General features: G+C 61.8%; 14 protein-coding genes. 5 read left to right on the forward strand and 9 right to left on the reverse strand.

The features are described 5' to 3' along the window. Position 1: 1 nt before the first annotated feature. From PH558_RS03380 to PH558_RS03395, 4 genes are read right to left on the reverse strand one after another with little or no spacing between them, the layout of a single operon-like run. The gene (locus PH558_RS03380) at positions 2 to 2,074 is read right to left on the reverse strand and encodes a hypothetical protein (RefSeq protein WP_285202194.1); all 2,073 of its coding nucleotides are present in this window, start codon (positions 2,072 to 2,074) and stop codon (positions 2 to 4) included. A gap of 1 nt (position 2,075) precedes the next feature. After that, a complete protein-coding gene (locus PH558_RS03385) occupies positions 2,076 to 4,901 on the reverse strand; it encodes a DUF4159 domain-containing protein (RefSeq protein ID WP_285202195.1) in 2,826 nt (941 codons plus the stop codon). Next, positions 4,898 to 5,818 carry a DUF58 domain-containing protein gene (locus tag PH558_RS03390; RefSeq protein WP_095435426.1) on the reverse strand — a complete coding sequence of 307 codons (921 nt, stop codon included), beginning with the start codon at positions 5,816 to 5,818 and terminating at the stop codon, positions 4,898 to 4,900. Before PH558_RS03390 ends, PH558_RS03385 begins: the two co-directional genes overlap by 4 nt. A gap of 26 nt (positions 5,819 to 5,844) precedes the next feature. Further along, a complete protein-coding gene (locus PH558_RS03395) occupies positions 5,845 to 6,858 on the reverse strand; it encodes an AAA family ATPase (protein ID WP_095435425.1) in 1,014 nt (337 codons plus the stop codon). 167 nt (positions 6,859 to 7,025) lie between these two features. Here PH558_RS03395 and PH558_RS03400 point away from each other — a divergent pair, with 167 nt between their 5' ends. From PH558_RS03400 to PH558_RS03410, 3 genes are read left to right on the forward strand one after another with little or no spacing between them, the layout of a single operon-like run. After that, complete coding sequence (locus tag PH558_RS03400) at positions 7,026 to 7,649, forward strand: DUF1285 domain-containing protein (RefSeq protein WP_095435424.1); 624 nt, start codon at positions 7,026 to 7,028, stop codon at positions 7,647 to 7,649. After that, positions 7,646 to 8,281, forward strand: a complete 636-nt coding sequence (locus PH558_RS03405; protein ID WP_095435423.1) for an NUDIX hydrolase — start codon at positions 7,646 to 7,648, stop codon at positions 8,279 to 8,281. Before PH558_RS03400 ends, PH558_RS03405 begins: the two co-directional genes overlap by 4 nt. Further along, the gene (locus PH558_RS03410; protein WP_095435422.1) at positions 8,278 to 9,534 is read left to right on the forward strand and encodes a CCA tRNA nucleotidyltransferase; all 1,257 of its coding nucleotides are present in this window, start codon (positions 8,278 to 8,280) and stop codon (positions 9,532 to 9,534) included. The genes PH558_RS03405 and PH558_RS03410 overlap by 4 nt, the downstream gene beginning before the upstream one ends. Positions 9,535 to 9,576: 42 nt before the next feature. On the opposite strand, the gene PH558_RS03415 is transcribed toward PH558_RS03410, so the two are convergent. From PH558_RS03415 to hemF, 3 genes are all read right to left on the reverse strand, one after another. Next, entirely contained in the window at positions 9,577 to 9,762 is a 186-nt protein-coding gene (locus PH558_RS03415) for a DUF1059 domain-containing protein (protein ID WP_075851104.1), read from the reverse strand. Positions 9,763 to 9,893: 131 nt separating this feature from the next. Beyond that, positions 9,894 to 10,172: a hypothetical protein gene (locus PH558_RS03420; RefSeq protein WP_095435421.1), complete on the reverse strand. Its 279-nt coding sequence runs from the start codon at positions 10,170 to 10,172 to the stop codon at positions 9,894 to 9,896. Positions 10,173 to 10,367: 195 nt separating this feature from the next. Then, positions 10,368 to 11,279 carry an oxygen-dependent coproporphyrinogen oxidase gene (hemF, locus tag PH558_RS03425; protein ID WP_095435420.1) on the reverse strand — a complete coding sequence of 304 codons (912 nt, stop codon included), beginning with the start codon at positions 11,277 to 11,279 and terminating at the stop codon, positions 10,368 to 10,370. A 174-nt stretch (positions 11,280 to 11,453) separates the two neighbouring features. Between hemF and PH558_RS03430 the strand changes: the two genes are divergently transcribed. After that, on the forward strand, positions 11,454 to 11,711 hold the full coding sequence (locus PH558_RS03430) for a hypothetical protein (RefSeq protein ID WP_483314114.1): 258 nt from the start codon (positions 11,454 to 11,456) through the stop codon (positions 11,709 to 11,711). Positions 11,712 to 11,801: 90 nt separating this feature from the next. On the opposite strand, the gene PH558_RS03435 is transcribed toward PH558_RS03430, so the two are convergent. Together PH558_RS03435 and PH558_RS03440 are read right to left on the reverse strand one after the other, a co-directional pair. Then, positions 11,802 to 12,959, reverse strand: coding sequence for a hypothetical protein (locus tag PH558_RS03435; RefSeq protein WP_285202198.1), 1,158 nt, complete (start codon positions 12,957 to 12,959; stop codon positions 11,802 to 11,804). A 94-nt stretch (positions 12,960 to 13,053) separates the two neighbouring features. Then, positions 13,054 to 13,545, reverse strand: coding sequence for a tRNA (cytidine(34)-2'-O)-methyltransferase (locus PH558_RS03440; RefSeq protein ID WP_285202199.1), 492 nt, complete (start codon positions 13,543 to 13,545; stop codon positions 13,054 to 13,056). Between the two features lie 393 nt (positions 13,546 to 13,938). On the opposite strand from PH558_RS03440, the gene PH558_RS03445 reads away from it, so the two are divergent. Beyond that, complete coding sequence (locus PH558_RS03445) at positions 13,939 to 15,792, forward strand: ABC transporter ATP-binding protein (protein WP_285202200.1); 1,854 nt, start codon at positions 13,939 to 13,941, stop codon at positions 15,790 to 15,792. The last annotated feature ends 87 nt before the right edge of the window (positions 15,793 to 15,879 follow it).

The following is a 15,879-nucleotide window of genomic DNA, read 5'->3' on the forward strand; positions in this document are numbered from 1 at the left end:
TTCATCGTCCTTCGCGCCACCATGTGGCGGAAAAAGCAAAGAGAAGGGCTGCAAGGCCGGCAAAGCCCGCAAAGAGCGGCAGGGTATTGATCCCCTTCAGCACGGTTTCGTCGGTCATGCGGATGGTCAGACGCTGACCGTCGGCGACGCGAACGGCGCCGCGCACCGGCAAAACCTGCGGCACCGTCACGCCACCATTTGCGCCGGCAACGCGGGTGACGAGACCCTTCGTTTTCTGTGCTAGGGGCTTCAGCGTCTCGGTGGTCGAGATCATCGCCTTGAATTCCGGAGCATCGATTGCGCCGATATGAACGAGTGTCGACAAATTGCCGTTGGCGATCTGGTAGAGCCCGATTTCGTTCATATGCTTCTCGGCCTGATAGAGACCCGGTTGGGTCTGCCTCAGCGGCAAGGTTTCCGTCTGGCCGGAAGGCAACTTGATCGTGGCCGGGCCGGGATCGTTGCCGATCGTCTGGCGCGTTACCTGCAGCGTGCGCCCGGCGGCATTGGCCGTCAGTGCCTCCTCTTCCAGTGCCGGCTCCTTGAGCAGCCAATGGGCAATGCGTCGGTAGAGCGACACGTGCGGGCCGCCGCCTTCGAAACCGCGCGCCCACAGCCAGCCCTCGTCGGAGAGCAGCATGGCGACGCGACCCTGGCCGACGCGGTTCAGCACCAGCAAGGGACTGTTGTCAGCGCCGACCATTACGGTCTGGCCTTGCGGCCTCTCCACATCGACGCTGCGGAACCAGCGGCCCCAATGCGGGGGCTCGGTTTCGGAGCCGTCCAGCCCGCGCGTGACGGGGTGCTTCTTGCCCTGGTCCGAAAGGCGCGGATAGAAGGCTTTCTCGATCATCTGGCCCGTCGGCTCGGCCGGCAGCACCGAGGCAAGCGGCGTCAGCGCAATCGAACTGCCGCCGGCATGTTCGGGGCCGGCCGCGACCAGCAAGGCGCCGCCGTTTTCGACATATTGCGCCATGTAATCATAATAGATTGTCGGCAGGACGTTTTGACGGTCTTGATAGCGATCGAAAATGATCAGGTCGAAAGAGCTGATCTTGTCGACGAAAAGCTCGCGGGTCGGGAAGGCGATCAGCGACAACTCGTTGATCGGCGTGCCGTCCTGCTTGTCCGGCGGACGCAGGATGGTGAAGTGCACGAGATCGACCGAGGCGTCCGATTTCAACAGGTTGCGCCAGGCGCGCTCGCCGGCATGCGGTTCACCCGAAACAAGGAGAACGCGCATGTTCTGGCGGATGCCTTCGATCAGCTGGACCGTCTGATTGTTGATGCCGGTGACTTCGCCAGGCACTTCGGCGACTGCGAATTCGAGGACATTGTTGCCCGCGCGCGGCACCTTGAAGCTGAAGGGCGTGTCCTGGCCGGGTGTGGCCTGCAGCGTGGCGATCTCGTCGCCATTCATCTTGACCGTGACTGCCGCGGTGCCGCCGGGGCTCTTGCCATCGTCGACGACCCGGAAGACGAGCTGCTGCTCTTCGTTGACAAGACCGAAGCGAGGGGCGCGCACGATCTCGATGCGGCGATCGAATTCGTCCGGTTTGCCCGTGATTAGCCCGTGGACGGGCGCGTCAAAGCCGAGCTGCTGATTGGCGCCGGGGATATCGTGAATCTGGCCGTCTGTCAGGAAGATGGCACCGCCAATGCGGGCCGGGGGCACGTCGGCGATTGCCGAGGAAAGGGCAGAGAAAAGCCGTGTTGAAGGCGATTCCGATTCCGCCGGATCGCGGAATTCCACGATGCGAGGCTCAATGCGGGGGAACTGCGCCAGTCGATCCTTGAGCATCGCCAAAGCTTCATCCGTCATTTTCGTACGTTCCGGCGTCTGCTGGCTGAGGCTGCGATCAACCACGACGGGAACGATCGTCGTCAGCTGATCGCGATCCTCCTGCATCAGCACCGGGTTGGCGAGTGCCGCCAGCAGGGCGATGCCCGCCAGGGCGCGGATCCAACCGCCGCGCAGGCGCCTGTAGATGGCAAGTGCTGCGATGGCCAGCGTCAGCACCGCCAAAGCGGCAAGCACAGGCCAGGGGAGGAAGGGGGCAAAACCGATATTCATACTATTGCCCCAAGCGCTGCAGGATATCGGGAACGTGGACCTGATCGGACTTATAATTTCCGGTCAGCATGTACATCATGATGTTGACGCCCGTGCGATAGGCATATTCTCGCTGGGTCTCGTCTGGAGGCACGGTGGGCAATAGCGGCGAGCCGTTGTCGCCGATGGCCCAGGCGCCGGCAAAATCATTGCCCGTGATCATGATTGGCGTCACCCCGTCGGAGGTCGCGACCGCGTTTGCATCGCGACGCGCATCCTGACGCGCTTCCACCCAGAGCGGACTGTCGGCATAGCGCCCGGGGAAGCTCGATAGCAGGTAGAAGGACTTGGTCAGCACATGGCCGGCAGGCACGGGCTCCAGGGGAGGGATATCGAGATTGGCGAGGATCTGCTGCAGTCGCTGCCCGTTCGGGCTCGGCGACGAAGTGTCGCCCATCGTGTCGATCGCGTCACGTGTGTCGAAGAGCACGGTTCCGCCGTTGCGCATATAGGCGTCGATGCGGTTGATGGCGTCATTGGACGGCATCGGCGCGGTTGCTGAAATCGGCCAGTAGATCAGCGGGTAAAAGGCGAGTTCATCTTTGGCAGGATCCACCCCTACCGGTGGGCCGGGTTCGAGCGTCGTGCGATAGGTGAGATAGTCGGAGAGGCCGGCAAGCCCACGCTCCGAAATGTGATCGATGTCCGTTTCGCCTGTCACGACATAGGCGAGATGCGTCTTATCCAGCCGCGAGAAGATGGCGTCGTCGCCCGGTTTCGAATCGTCGGCGAGCGCACCTGTCGGATGCAGGAACATGGCGAGCGAGACGGCCAGCAGCAGCATCGCCGCACCGCCCGCAATCGTCTTGGCCGATCTGCCCAGGCGTGGGAAGGCGCCATTCATGAACAGGACGATGATGCTGTCGGCCAGCAGCAGGAGGAAGGCGAGGGTGAAGAGGATCGGCTTGGCCGACCAGGCTTCGCCCCCAATCAGGCCTTCATGTGCCGCTACGCCAGCTGCCGAGGTATCCAGCGGCTTGAGCGCTGCGCCGCTTGGCAGGGTATTGAGCGCGCTGAAGCCCTCTTCGGAACCATAGAGGCCAGGCGGGTTGTCGAAACTTGCGACTGCGGTTGCCTTGTTGCTTGGTTCCAGCGGGCGGGCGCTGCCGATCTCACTGGTCAAGACGCCCTTGGCGGTCAGGAGCCGGTAGGGTGGCATTGCTTCACTTGTCTTGGAAGCAGTCGCTTGCCCCGAGGCGACGCCGCCGGCGCGCGACAGCTGGACGATACGGCGCAGCATCTCGACGAAATTGCCAGATATCGGCAGATCGGACCATTGCGGCTCGGCGCTGACATGGAAGAGGACGATGCGGCCGGCCTGCATCTGCTTTTCCGTCACCAGCGGCGTGCCGTCGGCGAGGCTTGCCCAGGTGCGCTCGGCGAGATCCGGTGTCGGCTCGGCCAGAACCTGCCGCTTGATCAGGACATCATCCGGCTTCGGCATGCCGGCGAAGGGGCCGAAAGAAGGGAAATCGGCAAGCGGCTGCGGCTCGGCCCAGGAAAGAGCGCCGCCGAATGTACGTTCGCCCTGCCGCAATGTAACCGGGACCAACGGATCGTCGGCGGGAGCTGCGGCGAGGCGCGGTCCGGCGAAGCGGACGAGCGTGCCGCCACTCTCGATCCACTTCTGCAGCGGCGCATAGGTTTCCTGTGGCAGGCGGCCGACATCGGCCATGATGATGACGGAGGGATTGCCCGCGAGCAATTGGGGGATCGACTTTGCGAGATCGGCGCTGTTGGGCTGCATCAGATCGGCGTAGGGCTGAAGAGCGCGCTGGATATAGTAGAGTGGCGACAGGATCGGCTGGACCTCGTCGGCGGCCTGTCCGGAGAGGAGCGCCACCCGGCGGCGCCGAAACCCGTCGTCCAGCAAATAGACGCTGCCGGCGCTTGCCTGGCGGTCGATGCTGATGCGGGCGAAATCATTGCGCATTTCGAAGGGCGCGGCAATGGAGCCGGTCGCAACCGTTTGCCCGCCCGTGAAATCGAGCGAACCGGCGGCGATCGGCCGTCCCTGATTGTCCTGCGCCGTCAGTCCGAGGCGCATCGGGCCGCTGCCGTTCAGTCGTGTTGCCGTAACGGTCATGTTGCTGGCGGTATTGGCTGCGCCCGTGAGCGCGACGACATCGCGGCCATCGCCCTCGATGAGCCTTAGCTCACTCGGCTGCAGGGCGGCGAGGCGGCTGACGATATCGTCCTTGTCCTTGCTCTCTATACCGTCGGAGAGGAAGGCGACAGTGCCGGGCTTGCTGCCGTTGAGCGCCGCTTTCACTGCTTCGGCGGCGCGTTGCCGATCCGGCACCAGTGGTCGGGGGTTTATTGCATGCAGCTTGTCGCGGGCCGATGTCGCGGCACCCGGCGTCGCGTCATTGCCCTGTTCGGCGGTGAAGGCGATTGAGACCGGAATGCTCTTGGCGTCGGCATCGTCGATCAGCGCGTCCGCCGTGCGCACACGGCGTTCCCAATCCGAAATGCTCGCCCAGCTATTGTCGATCATCAGCACCAGGGGGCCGCTGCTAGAGAGCGTGTTGGTGCGCGGATTGAACATCGGATTGGCGATGGCGAGGATGACGAGGGCGGCCAGCAGCATGCGCAGCAGCGTCAGCCACCACGGGCTGCGGGCCGGGGTTTCCTCGCGCTTGAGGATGCTCGCCAGAATGCGGAGCGGCGGGAACACTTCGGTTCGCGGCTGCGGCGGGGTCAGGCGCAGCAGCCACCAGATCGCAGGAAGCAGAATGAGCGCAGCCAGGATGGCCGGTGATGCGAATGCAAAGGAGAGACCGCTCATGGCTGGCCTCCAGACGCGACCCTTGCGGGCATGCCTGAGAGATACATATGCACGGCGACCAAGGCTTCGGAAGCCAGCCGGTCGGTGCGGTGGCTGACGAAGGTCCAGCCGAGATGGCGCAGCGACTGGCCGAGATTTTCGCGTCGCGCCAGATAGGCGCGCTGATAGTCTTCACGCAAGTTTTCCGCGCGGCCGGCGATCAGCTTCGAGCCCGTTTCGGGATCGCTGAATTCGGTGCGCCCGCTATAGGGAAATAGTTCTTCGGCGGGGTCGGCAATCTCGATCACGTGACCGCGCAAGCCGCGGCGGGCCAAGGGTCCGATCCTGCCCATGACGCTATCTGCATCGTCGAGAAAATCGCCGATCAGCACGATATCGCTCCAGCCGCGAATCATCGCCGTCTGCGGCAAGCCGCCTTCGAGCGGGGTATGCATCAGGGCTGCAGCCAGACGCTCGGCGGCGTTGCGGGTCGAAACCGGCTCCATGATGCCCGGGCAGCCGATGCGCTCGCCGGAGCGGGACAGGATTTCCGCCAGCGCCAGCATGATGACAAGTGCACGGCCTTCCTTGGACACATGGCCATAGGTCGACTTATACATCATCGATGGCGACAGATCGGCCCAGAGCCAGATCGTATGCGCGGCTTCCCATTCATGATCTCGGATATAGGTATGATCGTCGCGCGCCGAGCGCCGCCAGTCGATGCGCGAAAGGCTTTCGCCTTCGGTATAGGGGCGGAACTGCCAGAAATTCTCGCCGATGCCGCGCTTGCGCCGGCCGTGCCATCCGGCGATGACCGTGTTGGCAATGCGCTTGGCTTCGACAAGGCAATCCGGCACGAGGGCGGCACGGCTGCGGGCTCGGGAGAGGGCATCGTTGCCTGAGGTCGGTCTGACGGTCTGTCCGATGGATGCCACGCGCTATACTCTCCTCGACATCCGGGTCACGACTTCGACTGCTTGACCAGCCCTGAAATAACATCACGTACGGACATGCCTTCGGCGCGGGCTGCAAAAGTCAGCGCCATGCGGTGTTCCAATACTGGCTCGGCGAGTGCATGAATGTCGTCGATCGACGGTGCAAGCCGGCCTTCGTAAAGGGCGCGGGCGCGGGCGCAGAGCATCATCGCCTGGCCGGCACGAGGACCGGGGCCCCAGGCGACATGCTTGTCGGTAGAGGCATTGCCCTGGCCCGGGCGGGCCGAACGCACCAGCGACAGGATTGCATCGACGACGCCGTCGCTGACGGGCATCTGGCGGATGAGCTGCTGGATTTCCAGCAAGCGTTCGGCGTCGATGACCGCCTGCGGCGTTGCCTCGCTCAAGCCCGTGGTTTCGAGCAGGATGCGGCGCTCGTCGGCAAGCTCGGGATAATCGACGTCGACCTGCAGCAGGAAGCGGTCGAGCTGGGCTTCCGGCAGCGGGTAGGTGCCTTCCTGCTCCAGCGGGTTCTGCGTTGCGAGAACGTGGAACGGAGCGGGCAGATCGTATCGCTGGCCGGCGATGGTGACGTGATATTCCTGCATGGACTGCAGCAGGGCGGACTGCGTGCGCGGCGAGGCGCGGTTGATTTCGTCGGCCATCAGCAATTGCGCGAAGACCGGACCCTTGACGAAACGGAAGGAACGGCGGCCGGTTTCGTCCTGGTCCATGACTTCGGAACCGAGAATATCCGACGGCATGAGGTCCGGCGTGAACTGTACGCGGTTGGAGGCGAGGCCGAGGACGGCGCCGAGCGTCGTCACGAGCTTCGTCTTGGCGAGACCCGGTACGCCGACCAGCAGGGCATGACCGCCGGCGAGCACGGCGAGCAGCGTGTTTTCCACGACGCTTTCCTGGCCGAAAATGACCTTCGACACCTCTTGGCGAATGGTGGCGATATCGCCCAGTGCCTTTTCGGCCGAGGCGATGATGGCCTGCTCGTCAAGGCTCGTTTCGGTCGATTTGATCATGCCCATTTGCGTCTCCAATGGCAGAAAAACGGTGCGCGCGATTCGCAGACGTTACACATTTGCCTCATATTCAATACAACTTATCGCCAGCAAGATAGCTGACAAGCACGTTTCAAATGACTATCTCGTGAGAACTGTCATATTCCTGACTAACGACCAACCGGGACAGAAGAATGGCAACCGAGGAAATCAGGACAACGGGCGATGCCGCAAGCCTCGCGGCGCTGATTTCGCGCGCGGCCGGCGATAGTGGCGGCTCCAAGAAGGGTTTGCCGCCCGTGGATCGCTGGAATCCGCCGTTCTGCGGCGATATCGACATGGAGATCCGCGCCGACGGCACCTGGTTCTATCTCGGCACGCCGATCGGCCGGGCGCCGCTGGTGCGGCTGTTTTCCACAGTTCTGCGCAAGGACGAGGATGGGAAGACCTATCTGGTCACGCCTGTGGAAAAGGTCGGTATCCGCGTCGTCGACGCGCCGTTCGTGGCTGTCGAGATGAGCGTGACGGAGCGTGAGGGCAGACGGGTGCTGACCTTCCGCACCAATGTCGGCGATGTCGTCGAGGCGGGCAGGGATCATCCAATCCGTTTCGTCATTGGTGGCAAAAATGACGAGCTGAAGCCTTATCTGCATGTCCGCGGGCGGCTCGAGGCTCTGGTGACGCGTGCGGTCATGTACGATCTCATCGAGCTTGGTGAACCCGTCGTGATTGCCGGGCGAGAGATCTTTTGCGTGCGTTCCGGCAGCTCCATATTTCCCGTCATGCCGGTTGCCGAACTGGATGCACTCACTCGATGAACGAATTTCCCCTTTATTCTGCGGATGAATTCCGCCGTCGCGCCCTCCATCAGAGCGGTGGGCCGGTGGAGCTTGCCTGGCGCGATCACGGCGATCATCTCCTCAATCCCGAGACCATATCGCAGGTGGCCGGCCTAAAGCTCAAGGATGCCGCCGTGCTCGTGCCCGTCGTCGACAGCGGCGACGACGCCAAGGTCATCTTCACGCTCAGGACATCGACGCTGCGCAAGCATTCCGGCCAGATTGCCTTTCCAGGCGGGGCCATCGATCCGGAGGACGCCTCGCCGGAAATGGCGGCGGTGCGCGAAGCGGGCGAGGAAATCGGGCTGGCCGACATCTTCATCGAGCCGGTGGCGCGGCTGCCGCATTATCTGGCGGCGACCGGCTTTCGCATCACGCCCATTCTCGCAGTGGTGAAGCCGGGCTTTCATCTGGCTCTCAATCCGACGGAAGTGGAGGATGCCTTCGAGGTTCCGCTCTCCTTCCTGATGGACCCCGGCCACCACGTGACCGACACGATGCTCTGGCAAGGGACCGAGCGTCATTTCTACCGCATGCCCTATGGGCAGCGCATGATCTGGGGCATTACCGCGGGCATCGTCCGCACGCTTTATGAAAGGCTTTATACATGACGTCCGTTGCCGATGAGGCCTGGTTTCGCGATGAGGCATTGCAGCGGGTGCTGGCGCTGCTCGATGCCGATGGCGGCGAGGGACGCGTGGTGGGCGGTGCCGTCCGCAACAGCCTGATGGGGCTGCCCGTCGCCGATATTGATATAGCCACGACTCTTGTGCCGGAGGCCGTCGTCCAAAGAGCCGAGACGGCAGGGATCAAGGCGGTGCCGACCGGCATTGCGCATGGCACGGTTACCTTAGTCATCAATGGAAAACCGTTCGAAATCACCACCTTGCGACGCGATGTGGAGACGGATGGGCGGCGCGCCGTAGTGGCCTTCAGCCGGGATTGGCAGGCCGATGCCGAGCGGCGGGACCTGACGATCAATGCGCTCTATGCATCCGCCGATGGCGAGGTCGTGGATCTCGTCGGCGGGCTTGCCGATCTGGAGCGCCGTAACATTCGCTTCATCGGCGATGCTGCGACGCGGATTGCCGAGGATCACTTGCGCATCCTGCGTTTCTTCCGCTTCTTTGCCTATTACGGCAGCGGCCGTCCCGATGCCGATGGCTTGCGCGCCTGTGCCGCCGCAAAGTCGAAGATATCAACGCTCTCGGCCGAGCGTGTCTGGTCCGAGATGAAGAAGCTGCTGGCGGCACCGGACCCAGGCAGGGCGCTGCTCTGGATGCGCCAGATCGGCATTTTGACGGAAGTGCTGCCGGAAACCGAAAAATGGGGCATCGACGCCATTCCGGGACTGATCGCCGCCGAGAAGGCTCTCGGTTGGCCGCCGGAGGCTCTGCTTCGTCTGGCGGCCATCGTGCCGCCCGATGCGGCAAGGCTCGCCAAACTTGCCGAGCGGCTGCGCCTCTCGAAAGCGGAAGGCGCCTATCTGCAGGCCTGGGCGAATGCGCCAATCGTCAAGGACGATATTTCGGACGCGGCCTTCGACCGCCTGCTTTATCGCCATGATCTGACCGGTGTTATGGTTCGCCTGAAGCTGGCGCAGTCTGTTGCCCGGAGCAAGGCGGAGGGCGATTTCGAGGAGATGGCGCGCGTCGCGCGGCTCGGGAAATTGCTGAAACGGGCGGCAAACTGGAAGAAGCCGACTTTTCCGCTCAACGGTGCAGATGCGCTTGCTGCGGGCGTCGATGCGGGACCGCGCGTGGGCGAGCTTCTTGGTAAGCTTGAGCAGGAATGGCTCGACGGGAATTTTACGATGAACCGGGCGAGCCTACTCGCCCGACTCAAGGATTTGGCCAATGCCTGATAATGAGGCCTGATTGGCGGGACTGACTGGGCGGCCCGCCAATCAGGCCGCGTTGGCCTCGTCGCGAATCCGGGCCTTGATATTGTCGACCATGTTTTCGCGGATGATGGTTTCGCCATGCGCTTCGCGCATGTGCTCGACGGCGCGACGGACCACCTCGGCGTCATCCTTGGCGCGGGTGTGCCAGGCGCAACCGGGCACGAGCGTACCACATTCAAACAGTCGCATATCTTCCTCCTCATTTCTCAATAATTTCCCGTCCCTTCATGCAAAGGGCATGAAGGCCTAAACGCCACGAACGAGAAAAGGTTTCTGCCGTCCGGCAAGTCTCCCGCTTGCCGGCGGCTCTCTTCCGGACATCAATCCGGCATTGCCCAGGATTTGAAGCAATCCGACGATTGATATCGGGTGATTGGCGGCTGCCTGGCCGAACGATCGGCCGCGAAGCGGGCGATATCGCTCGGTGATTTGCCTGCCAATTGCATTCTCACCTGCTCCACAAAGCAGGAAAGCGGCAGATCGGACCCGCTGCGGGTCCGCATATCCTCGGCCAGTCGGATGATGAACTCCGGACTATCGACTGTGCGCGAAAGTTTCTGTTCTTTCGAAGCTTCCGTGACTTGTTTCTCTGCTGCCATTACAACCTCCTCCGATTGAAACGAGCATTAGATCACTTAGGCACTCCTCCCGCCGATTTCAGGACACCGTCCGATCATTTAATGTTGAACGTTTCAAGCGCATCGCAATCTTTCGGATTCGTTCGCTGCGCTTGAAGTTCGGGGCTTTCCCTGCGTCGTTATCGCAAATCGCCGCCTGCTTTTGCGCGACGTGTCTTAGGGCCAGCGCACCACCGGCGGCAGAGACGATAGGATCGACTCCACGTTGCCGCCTGTCTTCAGTCCGAATATTGTACCCCTATCGTACAGCAAATTGAACTCCACATAACGTCCGCGGCGAATTAATTGCTCGTCACGATCCTCTTCCGTCCATGTTTCGTTGAAATTGGAGCGGACGATGCGTGGATAGACCATCGCGAAGGCGCGGCCGACGTCGCGCGTGAAGGCGAAATCGGCATTCCAGCCGCCGGATTCTTCCGGCGAATGCAGCCAATCGAAGAAGATGCCGCCGATGCCACGCGGCTCATTTCGGTGCTTCAGGAAGAAATACTCGTCGCACCAGCTCTTGTAGCGCTGGTAGTCGGCGACTGCGTGACGGTCGCAGACGATCTGCATGGCGCGGTGGAAGAGGGCGCTGTCGGGATCTTCCTGGGTGCGACGGCGATCGAGCACCGGCGTCAGGTCTGCGCCGCCGCCGAACCACTGGCTTGTCGTCACCACCATGCGCGTGTTCATATGCACGGTCGGCACGTTCGGATTGACGGGATGGGCAATCAGCGACAGTCCCGAAGCCCAGAAGCGCGGATCTTCCTCGGCGCCCGGAATCTGGCTGCGGAAATCGGGAGAGAATTCGCCATAGACGGTCGATGTGTGGACGCCGACCTTCTCGAAGACGCGTCCCTCCATCATCGACATGCGGCCTCCGCCGCCCTGACCCTTGTCTCTCTGCCAGTCCTTGGCGACGAAGCGGCCCGGTTCCTGGTCGGAAAGCGGGCCGGTCAGCTCGCTTTCCAGCTGCTCGAATTCCGCGCAGATCGTATCGCGCAGGCCTTCGAACCAGTGTCGTGCTGCCTCTTTCTTTTCTTCAATATCCTCGGGTAATCCCTTGGGAAGATTGGGTCGTTCCATTCATGCTCTCCGACGGTGCGAGCAGCCGGCGGCCCGCGATTCGCACCGTATGTATCGTCAGTTGGAATATCAGCAAGATTGCGGCGCAGCCAGTGCAGCAACGTCGCAGGAGAATCGACTCGCAAATTTCACAATGCGGTATTATGTTCCCTCTCTCAAAGGCGAGGTTTTATCATGAGGATACCTGGACCGCCGCCCCTTGATGGGTTGAGACGCAGAATATTCCGTTACCGGCAGGACCATCCCGCCGGTGGAAAGAGTGAATTCGTTCGCGAGACCTTTTGTCTCAGTCGCCCGGAAGCGCGCGAAAAGGCGCGTGAATGGTTCATCGAATTCCCCAAGGCTGCCTACTGGACCGAAGTCGAAAGCTGGCGTCAGGTCGACGGCGATCGCATCGAGTTCACCATGCGGCGCTTGCCATCGGCGGACTGAAACCGAACGACATGGCGCCCGCATGGACGGGTGATGACCCTCGAAGTGTGTTCCCGTTTCTCCGAGGCGGGCTGACGATGCGTCGCGAGCTCAATGCGGCATGGTCGGTGGCGGATCATCCGACGGGCCGAACGCGGGCGGCTGAGTGCTTGGCATCGGCATCGCGGAGAAAGCTTTCTTGACCTTCTCGATCGCAGTCGTATTGCCGCCGCCCGGAGCAGGGGCTGAGGGAGACTTTGTCTCTGGTATTGCCGCCGGTTCGGCCGCGGCACCGAGCTTTGCAGCCTGGTGTTCTCCAGCTTTCTGATCTTCGGCGATGGGCGATGCCGCGAGAATCTCCATCAGCGTGATAGTCACCGGCAGGTGGCCGGCCAAATCGGTGTTCGTGTGATGCCATGCATGCGCGACGCGCTGATCGGCGTGGATGAACCGTCGGGAATTGATCTCGCCGAACCAGTCCCACCCGCCCATGACATCGATGACACCGGTGAATACCGGAGGCATTGCGATGCGCGCGCCGATCGTCACGATCTTCGTATGCCGCGCCAGCTCAGCAACTCGTCCTTCATCCTGTTTCGAAAGGTTATGCAGGGCAGCGGAAAGGACCAGATTGCCTTTGGAGTGGCCCGCCAGCAAAGGGAAGGAGAGTCGGGGATCGGCAAGAAGCGCCTGCACCGTTCTGGTATCCAGGCTGGTGCGGGCAGCAGTTCCATCGCGCTGCGCTCCAACCTTCGGCCGGCCGGCAAGATCATCCAGGCTTTCAAGCAGCGGCCGGAGCCCCTTCAAATGACCCAAGAAAAACGATCCGCCGAAGACTTCGGTAATGGCGTCGGCGATACCGTAGCCTGAGATGACGACCGCGACCGGCGCGTCGATCGCATCGGCCACGTTGCGGGCAAAGGCGGCGGCACCGAGCGCGGAGCCGCCAATGCCGGCGACTGCGAGCGCCCGGGCATTACCGCCGCCGCGCAAGACGAATTCATCGATGGTTTCGCAAAGGGTGAGCGCCCCAAGGCCGCTCGGCGGCACGATCAGGATCGCACCCTCGGCGGCGAGCGAGTCACTGATGTAGAAGGCTTCCTCGGGTGTGATGACCTTGACGTCATAGAACAGCGCATCGAGAGCGAGGTTCCGCTGGCGAAGGCCCTCAAGCGCAAGGTTGCGCAAGGGGGAGTGCTGGAGCCGTTCGGGGAGGCTCAATGTACGTGCGAACTGCGTAAGGGAAAGCGTGAATGCCGTCTGGAACATGGGTCACCTCGCCAAGGCTGCCTGAGTTAGAGCATTCCAGAGCGAAGCTTCTCACACTTTATCCGGCGTGCCAACGCCTATTCGGGTGCGACATTCAGGCTCGGGGCGGCCCCGGGGCGGTAAGCGGCGGCCATTGCGTTTGCCGCAAGGCTTCCCCCGATATCATGGCGGCCGACATCGCAACATTGATGGAGCGTTGGCCCTCGACCATGGGGATCAGCACGCGACAGTCGGCCCTTTCATGCACATGCTCCGGCACGCCGGCGCTTTCGCGGCCGAACAGGAGAATATCGTCGTCGCGGTAAGCAAAATCCGTGTAGCGCTGGGCCGCCTTTGTTGAGGCCAGTACCAGCCGCCGCCCGCTTTCCTGCCTCCATGCCTCGAAGCGCTCCCAATTGACGTGTCTGGTCAGGGTAACAGCGGCAAGATAATCCATGCCGGCGCGCTTCAGATTGCGGTCCGATATGTCGAAGCCGGCCGGCTCGATAACGTCGACGCCGAGGCCGAGGCAGGCGGCGAGCCGCAGGATCGTGCCGGTGTTGCCGGGAATGTCGGGTTGGTAAAGGGCGATGCGCAGTTTTGTCATATGCTGCAACTAGCGAAATCGCCTGGATTTGTCTCAGATTTTTCGCGCGCCCTTCATTTCTGTGATGTCTCCCATAAAGAGAATTGAAGGATTCAGCCCATTTTTCAGGCATATTTCGCTTTTCAAACAGGAAAAGTCGCGCTAAAAGACGGGCGCTCTACAACTTGCGAAAGAAGGAGGCACAGATGGATATCTTGTTTGTGATAATGCGCCTCCAGGCCGTGAACCCACGGATTTGACGAGCGCTACAAGGCGCGTATTCGCAAGTACCCCCCTTCTTTAAGTCATTGCGCGGCCGGCATGGCCTCGTTGTTTTATCACCCGGCCACCATATGAGTCTGCGATCTTTCAGCGCAGTGGGTGGTCGAAGGGTCGAGTCTTTGGAGCATTTCAATGTTTAGCTGGTTCGAACGCCGACTAAATCCATTTCCTAGCGAGGTGCCGGACACTCCGCCGCGCGGCCTTTTCGCCTTCTGCTGGCATTATTCCAAGCCGGCTCTGCCATGGCTGATCGCCATGAGCATCCTTACCATGTCGATCGCGATCGGTGAGGTGGCGCTATTCCAGTTCCTCGGCGATATCGTCGACTGGCTGACACATGCGGATAAGGCGACCTTCCTGCAGACGGAATGGCACAAGCTGTTCTGGATGGGCGCGATGGTGCTGATCGGCTTGCCGGCTGCGGCAATCCTTGACAGCTTCATCATGCACCAGGTGCTGCTCGGCAATTATCCGATGATCGCGCGCTGGCAGATGCACCGCTTCCTGCTGCGCCACAGCATGACCTTTTTCGCCAATGAGTTCGCCGGTCGCGTCGCCACCAAGGTGATGCAGACCTCGCTTGCCGTGCGCGAAACGGTCATGAAGATCCTCGACGTCTTCGTCTACGTGTTCACGTACTTCCTGTCTATGATCCTCGTCATCGCGGCAGCCGACTGGCGGCTGATGATCCCGATCCTGCTCTGGCTCGGCGTCTATGTCGCCATCGTCGCTTACTTTGTGCCGGTGCTGCGCAAGATCGCAGCGCAACAGGCCGATGCGCGATCGATGATGACGGGCCGCGTGGTCGACAGTTACACCAACATCGCCACGGTGAAGCTATTCTCCCATGCGGGCCGCGAGGAGACCTATGCCAGGGCCGGCATGGAGGAATTCCTCGATACCGTGCACAAGCAGATGCGCAAGGTGACGCTGTTCCACGCCTCGGTCTATTTCAACAACTGCGCGGCGCTGTTCATAGTCTCGGCATTGTCGATCTGGTTTTGGCTCAGCGGCTCGATCTCGGTCGGCTCGATTGCCATCGCCATCGGGCTTGCGATGCGCGTCAACGGCATGTCGCAGTGGGTGATGTGGGAGGTCTCTGCGCTTTTCGAAAACATCGGCACCGTCTACGACGGCATGGAGATGATGACGAAGCCACACGATATCGTCGACAAGCCGGCAGCATCGCCGATCGTGGCCAAGCAGGGCGCGATCCGCTTCGACCACATTCGCTTCCATTACGGCAAGGCGAAGGGTGTTATGGAGGATCTGACCCTCGATATCCGCGCGGGCGAAAAGGTCGGCCTTGTCGGCCGTTCGGGCGCCGGCAAGACGACGCTGATGAACCTGCTGCTACGCTTTTACGATCTGGAGAGCGGCCGCATCACCATCGACGGCCACGATATCGCAGGCGTCACGCAGGACAGCCTTCGCTCGATGATCGGTGTGGTGACGCAGGATACGTCGCTGCTGCACCGCTCTATCCGCGACAACATCGCCTACGGCCGTCCGGAGGCGACCGACGAGGAAATCATCCAGGCGGCCAAGCGCGCCAATGCCTGGGACTTCATCGAAGGTCTGGTGGATATGCATGGCCGCACCGGGCTCGACGCGCAGGTTGGCGAGCGGGGCGTTAAGCTTTCCGGCGGCCAACGTCAGCGTATCGCGATCGCCCGCGTCTTCCTGAAGGATGCGCCGATCCTGGTGCTCGACGAGGCAACCTCGGCGCTCGATTCCGAAGTGGAAGCAGCGATCCAGGAAAACCTCTTCGCGCTGATGCACGGCAAGACGGTGATCGCCATTGCTCACCGCCTGTCGACGCTGACCGAGATGGACCGCCTCGTCGTTCTCGACAAGGGTCGGATCATCGAGATGGGCACGCATCAGGAACTGGTCCAGGAGGGCGGCATCTACGCCGAACTCTGGAGTCGGCAGTCCGGCGGCTTCCTCGCCGACCACGAAGAGGTCGAGGCGGCAGCGCAGTAATGAACCGGAGAACTGGGGCGCTACGGCGCCCCAGTTGCTATTTTCCTGAGCGACTATTTTCCAGAAATCCAAATCCTAACAAAGAAG

This window comes from Rhizobium pantanalense (assembly GCF_030182525.1).
Classification (GTDB): domain Bacteria; phylum Pseudomonadota; class Alphaproteobacteria; order Rhizobiales; family Rhizobiaceae; genus Rhizobium.

Coding starts and splice junctions, on each gene's coding strand:
- PH558_RS03380 (WP_285202194.1), bottom strand. CDS start 2,074: ATGAATATCGGTTTTGCCCCCTTCCTCCCCTGGCCTGTGCTTGCCGCT.
- PH558_RS03385 (WP_285202195.1), bottom strand. CDS start 4,901: ATGAGCGGTCTCTCCTTTGCATTCGCATCACCGGCCATCCTGGCTGCG.
- PH558_RS03395 (WP_095435425.1), bottom strand. CDS start 6,858: ATGGGCATGATCAAATCGACCGAAACGAGCCTTGACGAGCAGGCCATC.
- PH558_RS03400 (WP_095435424.1), top strand. CDS start 7,026: ATGGCAACCGAGGAAATCAGGACAACGGGCGATGCCGCAAGCCTCGCG.
- PH558_RS03405 (WP_095435423.1), top strand. CDS start 7,646: ATGAACGAATTTCCCCTTTATTCTGCGGATGAATTCCGCCGTCGCGCC.
- PH558_RS03410 (WP_095435422.1), top strand. CDS start 8,278: ATGACGTCCGTTGCCGATGAGGCCTGGTTTCGCGATGAGGCATTGCAG.
- PH558_RS03415 (WP_075851104.1), bottom strand. CDS start 9,762: ATGCGACTGTTTGAATGTGGTACGCTCGTGCCCGGTTGCGCCTGGCAC.
- PH558_RS03420 (WP_095435421.1), bottom strand. CDS start 10,172: ATGGCAGCAGAGAAACAAGTCACGGAAGCTTCGAAAGAACAGAAACTT.
- hemF (WP_095435420.1), bottom strand. CDS start 11,279: ATGGAACGACCCAATCTTCCCAAGGGATTACCCGAGGATATTGAAGAA.
- PH558_RS03430 (WP_483314114.1), top strand. CDS start 11,454: ATGAGGATACCTGGACCGCCGCCCCTTGATGGGTTGAGACGCAGAATA.
- PH558_RS03435 (WP_285202198.1), bottom strand. CDS start 12,959: ATGTTCCAGACGGCATTCACGCTTTCCCTTACGCAGTTCGCACGTACA.
- PH558_RS03440 (WP_285202199.1), bottom strand. CDS start 13,545: ATGACAAAACTGCGCATCGCCCTTTACCAACCCGACATTCCCGGCAAC.
- PH558_RS03445 (WP_285202200.1), top strand. CDS start 13,939: ATGTTTAGCTGGTTCGAACGCCGACTAAATCCATTTCCTAGCGAGGTG.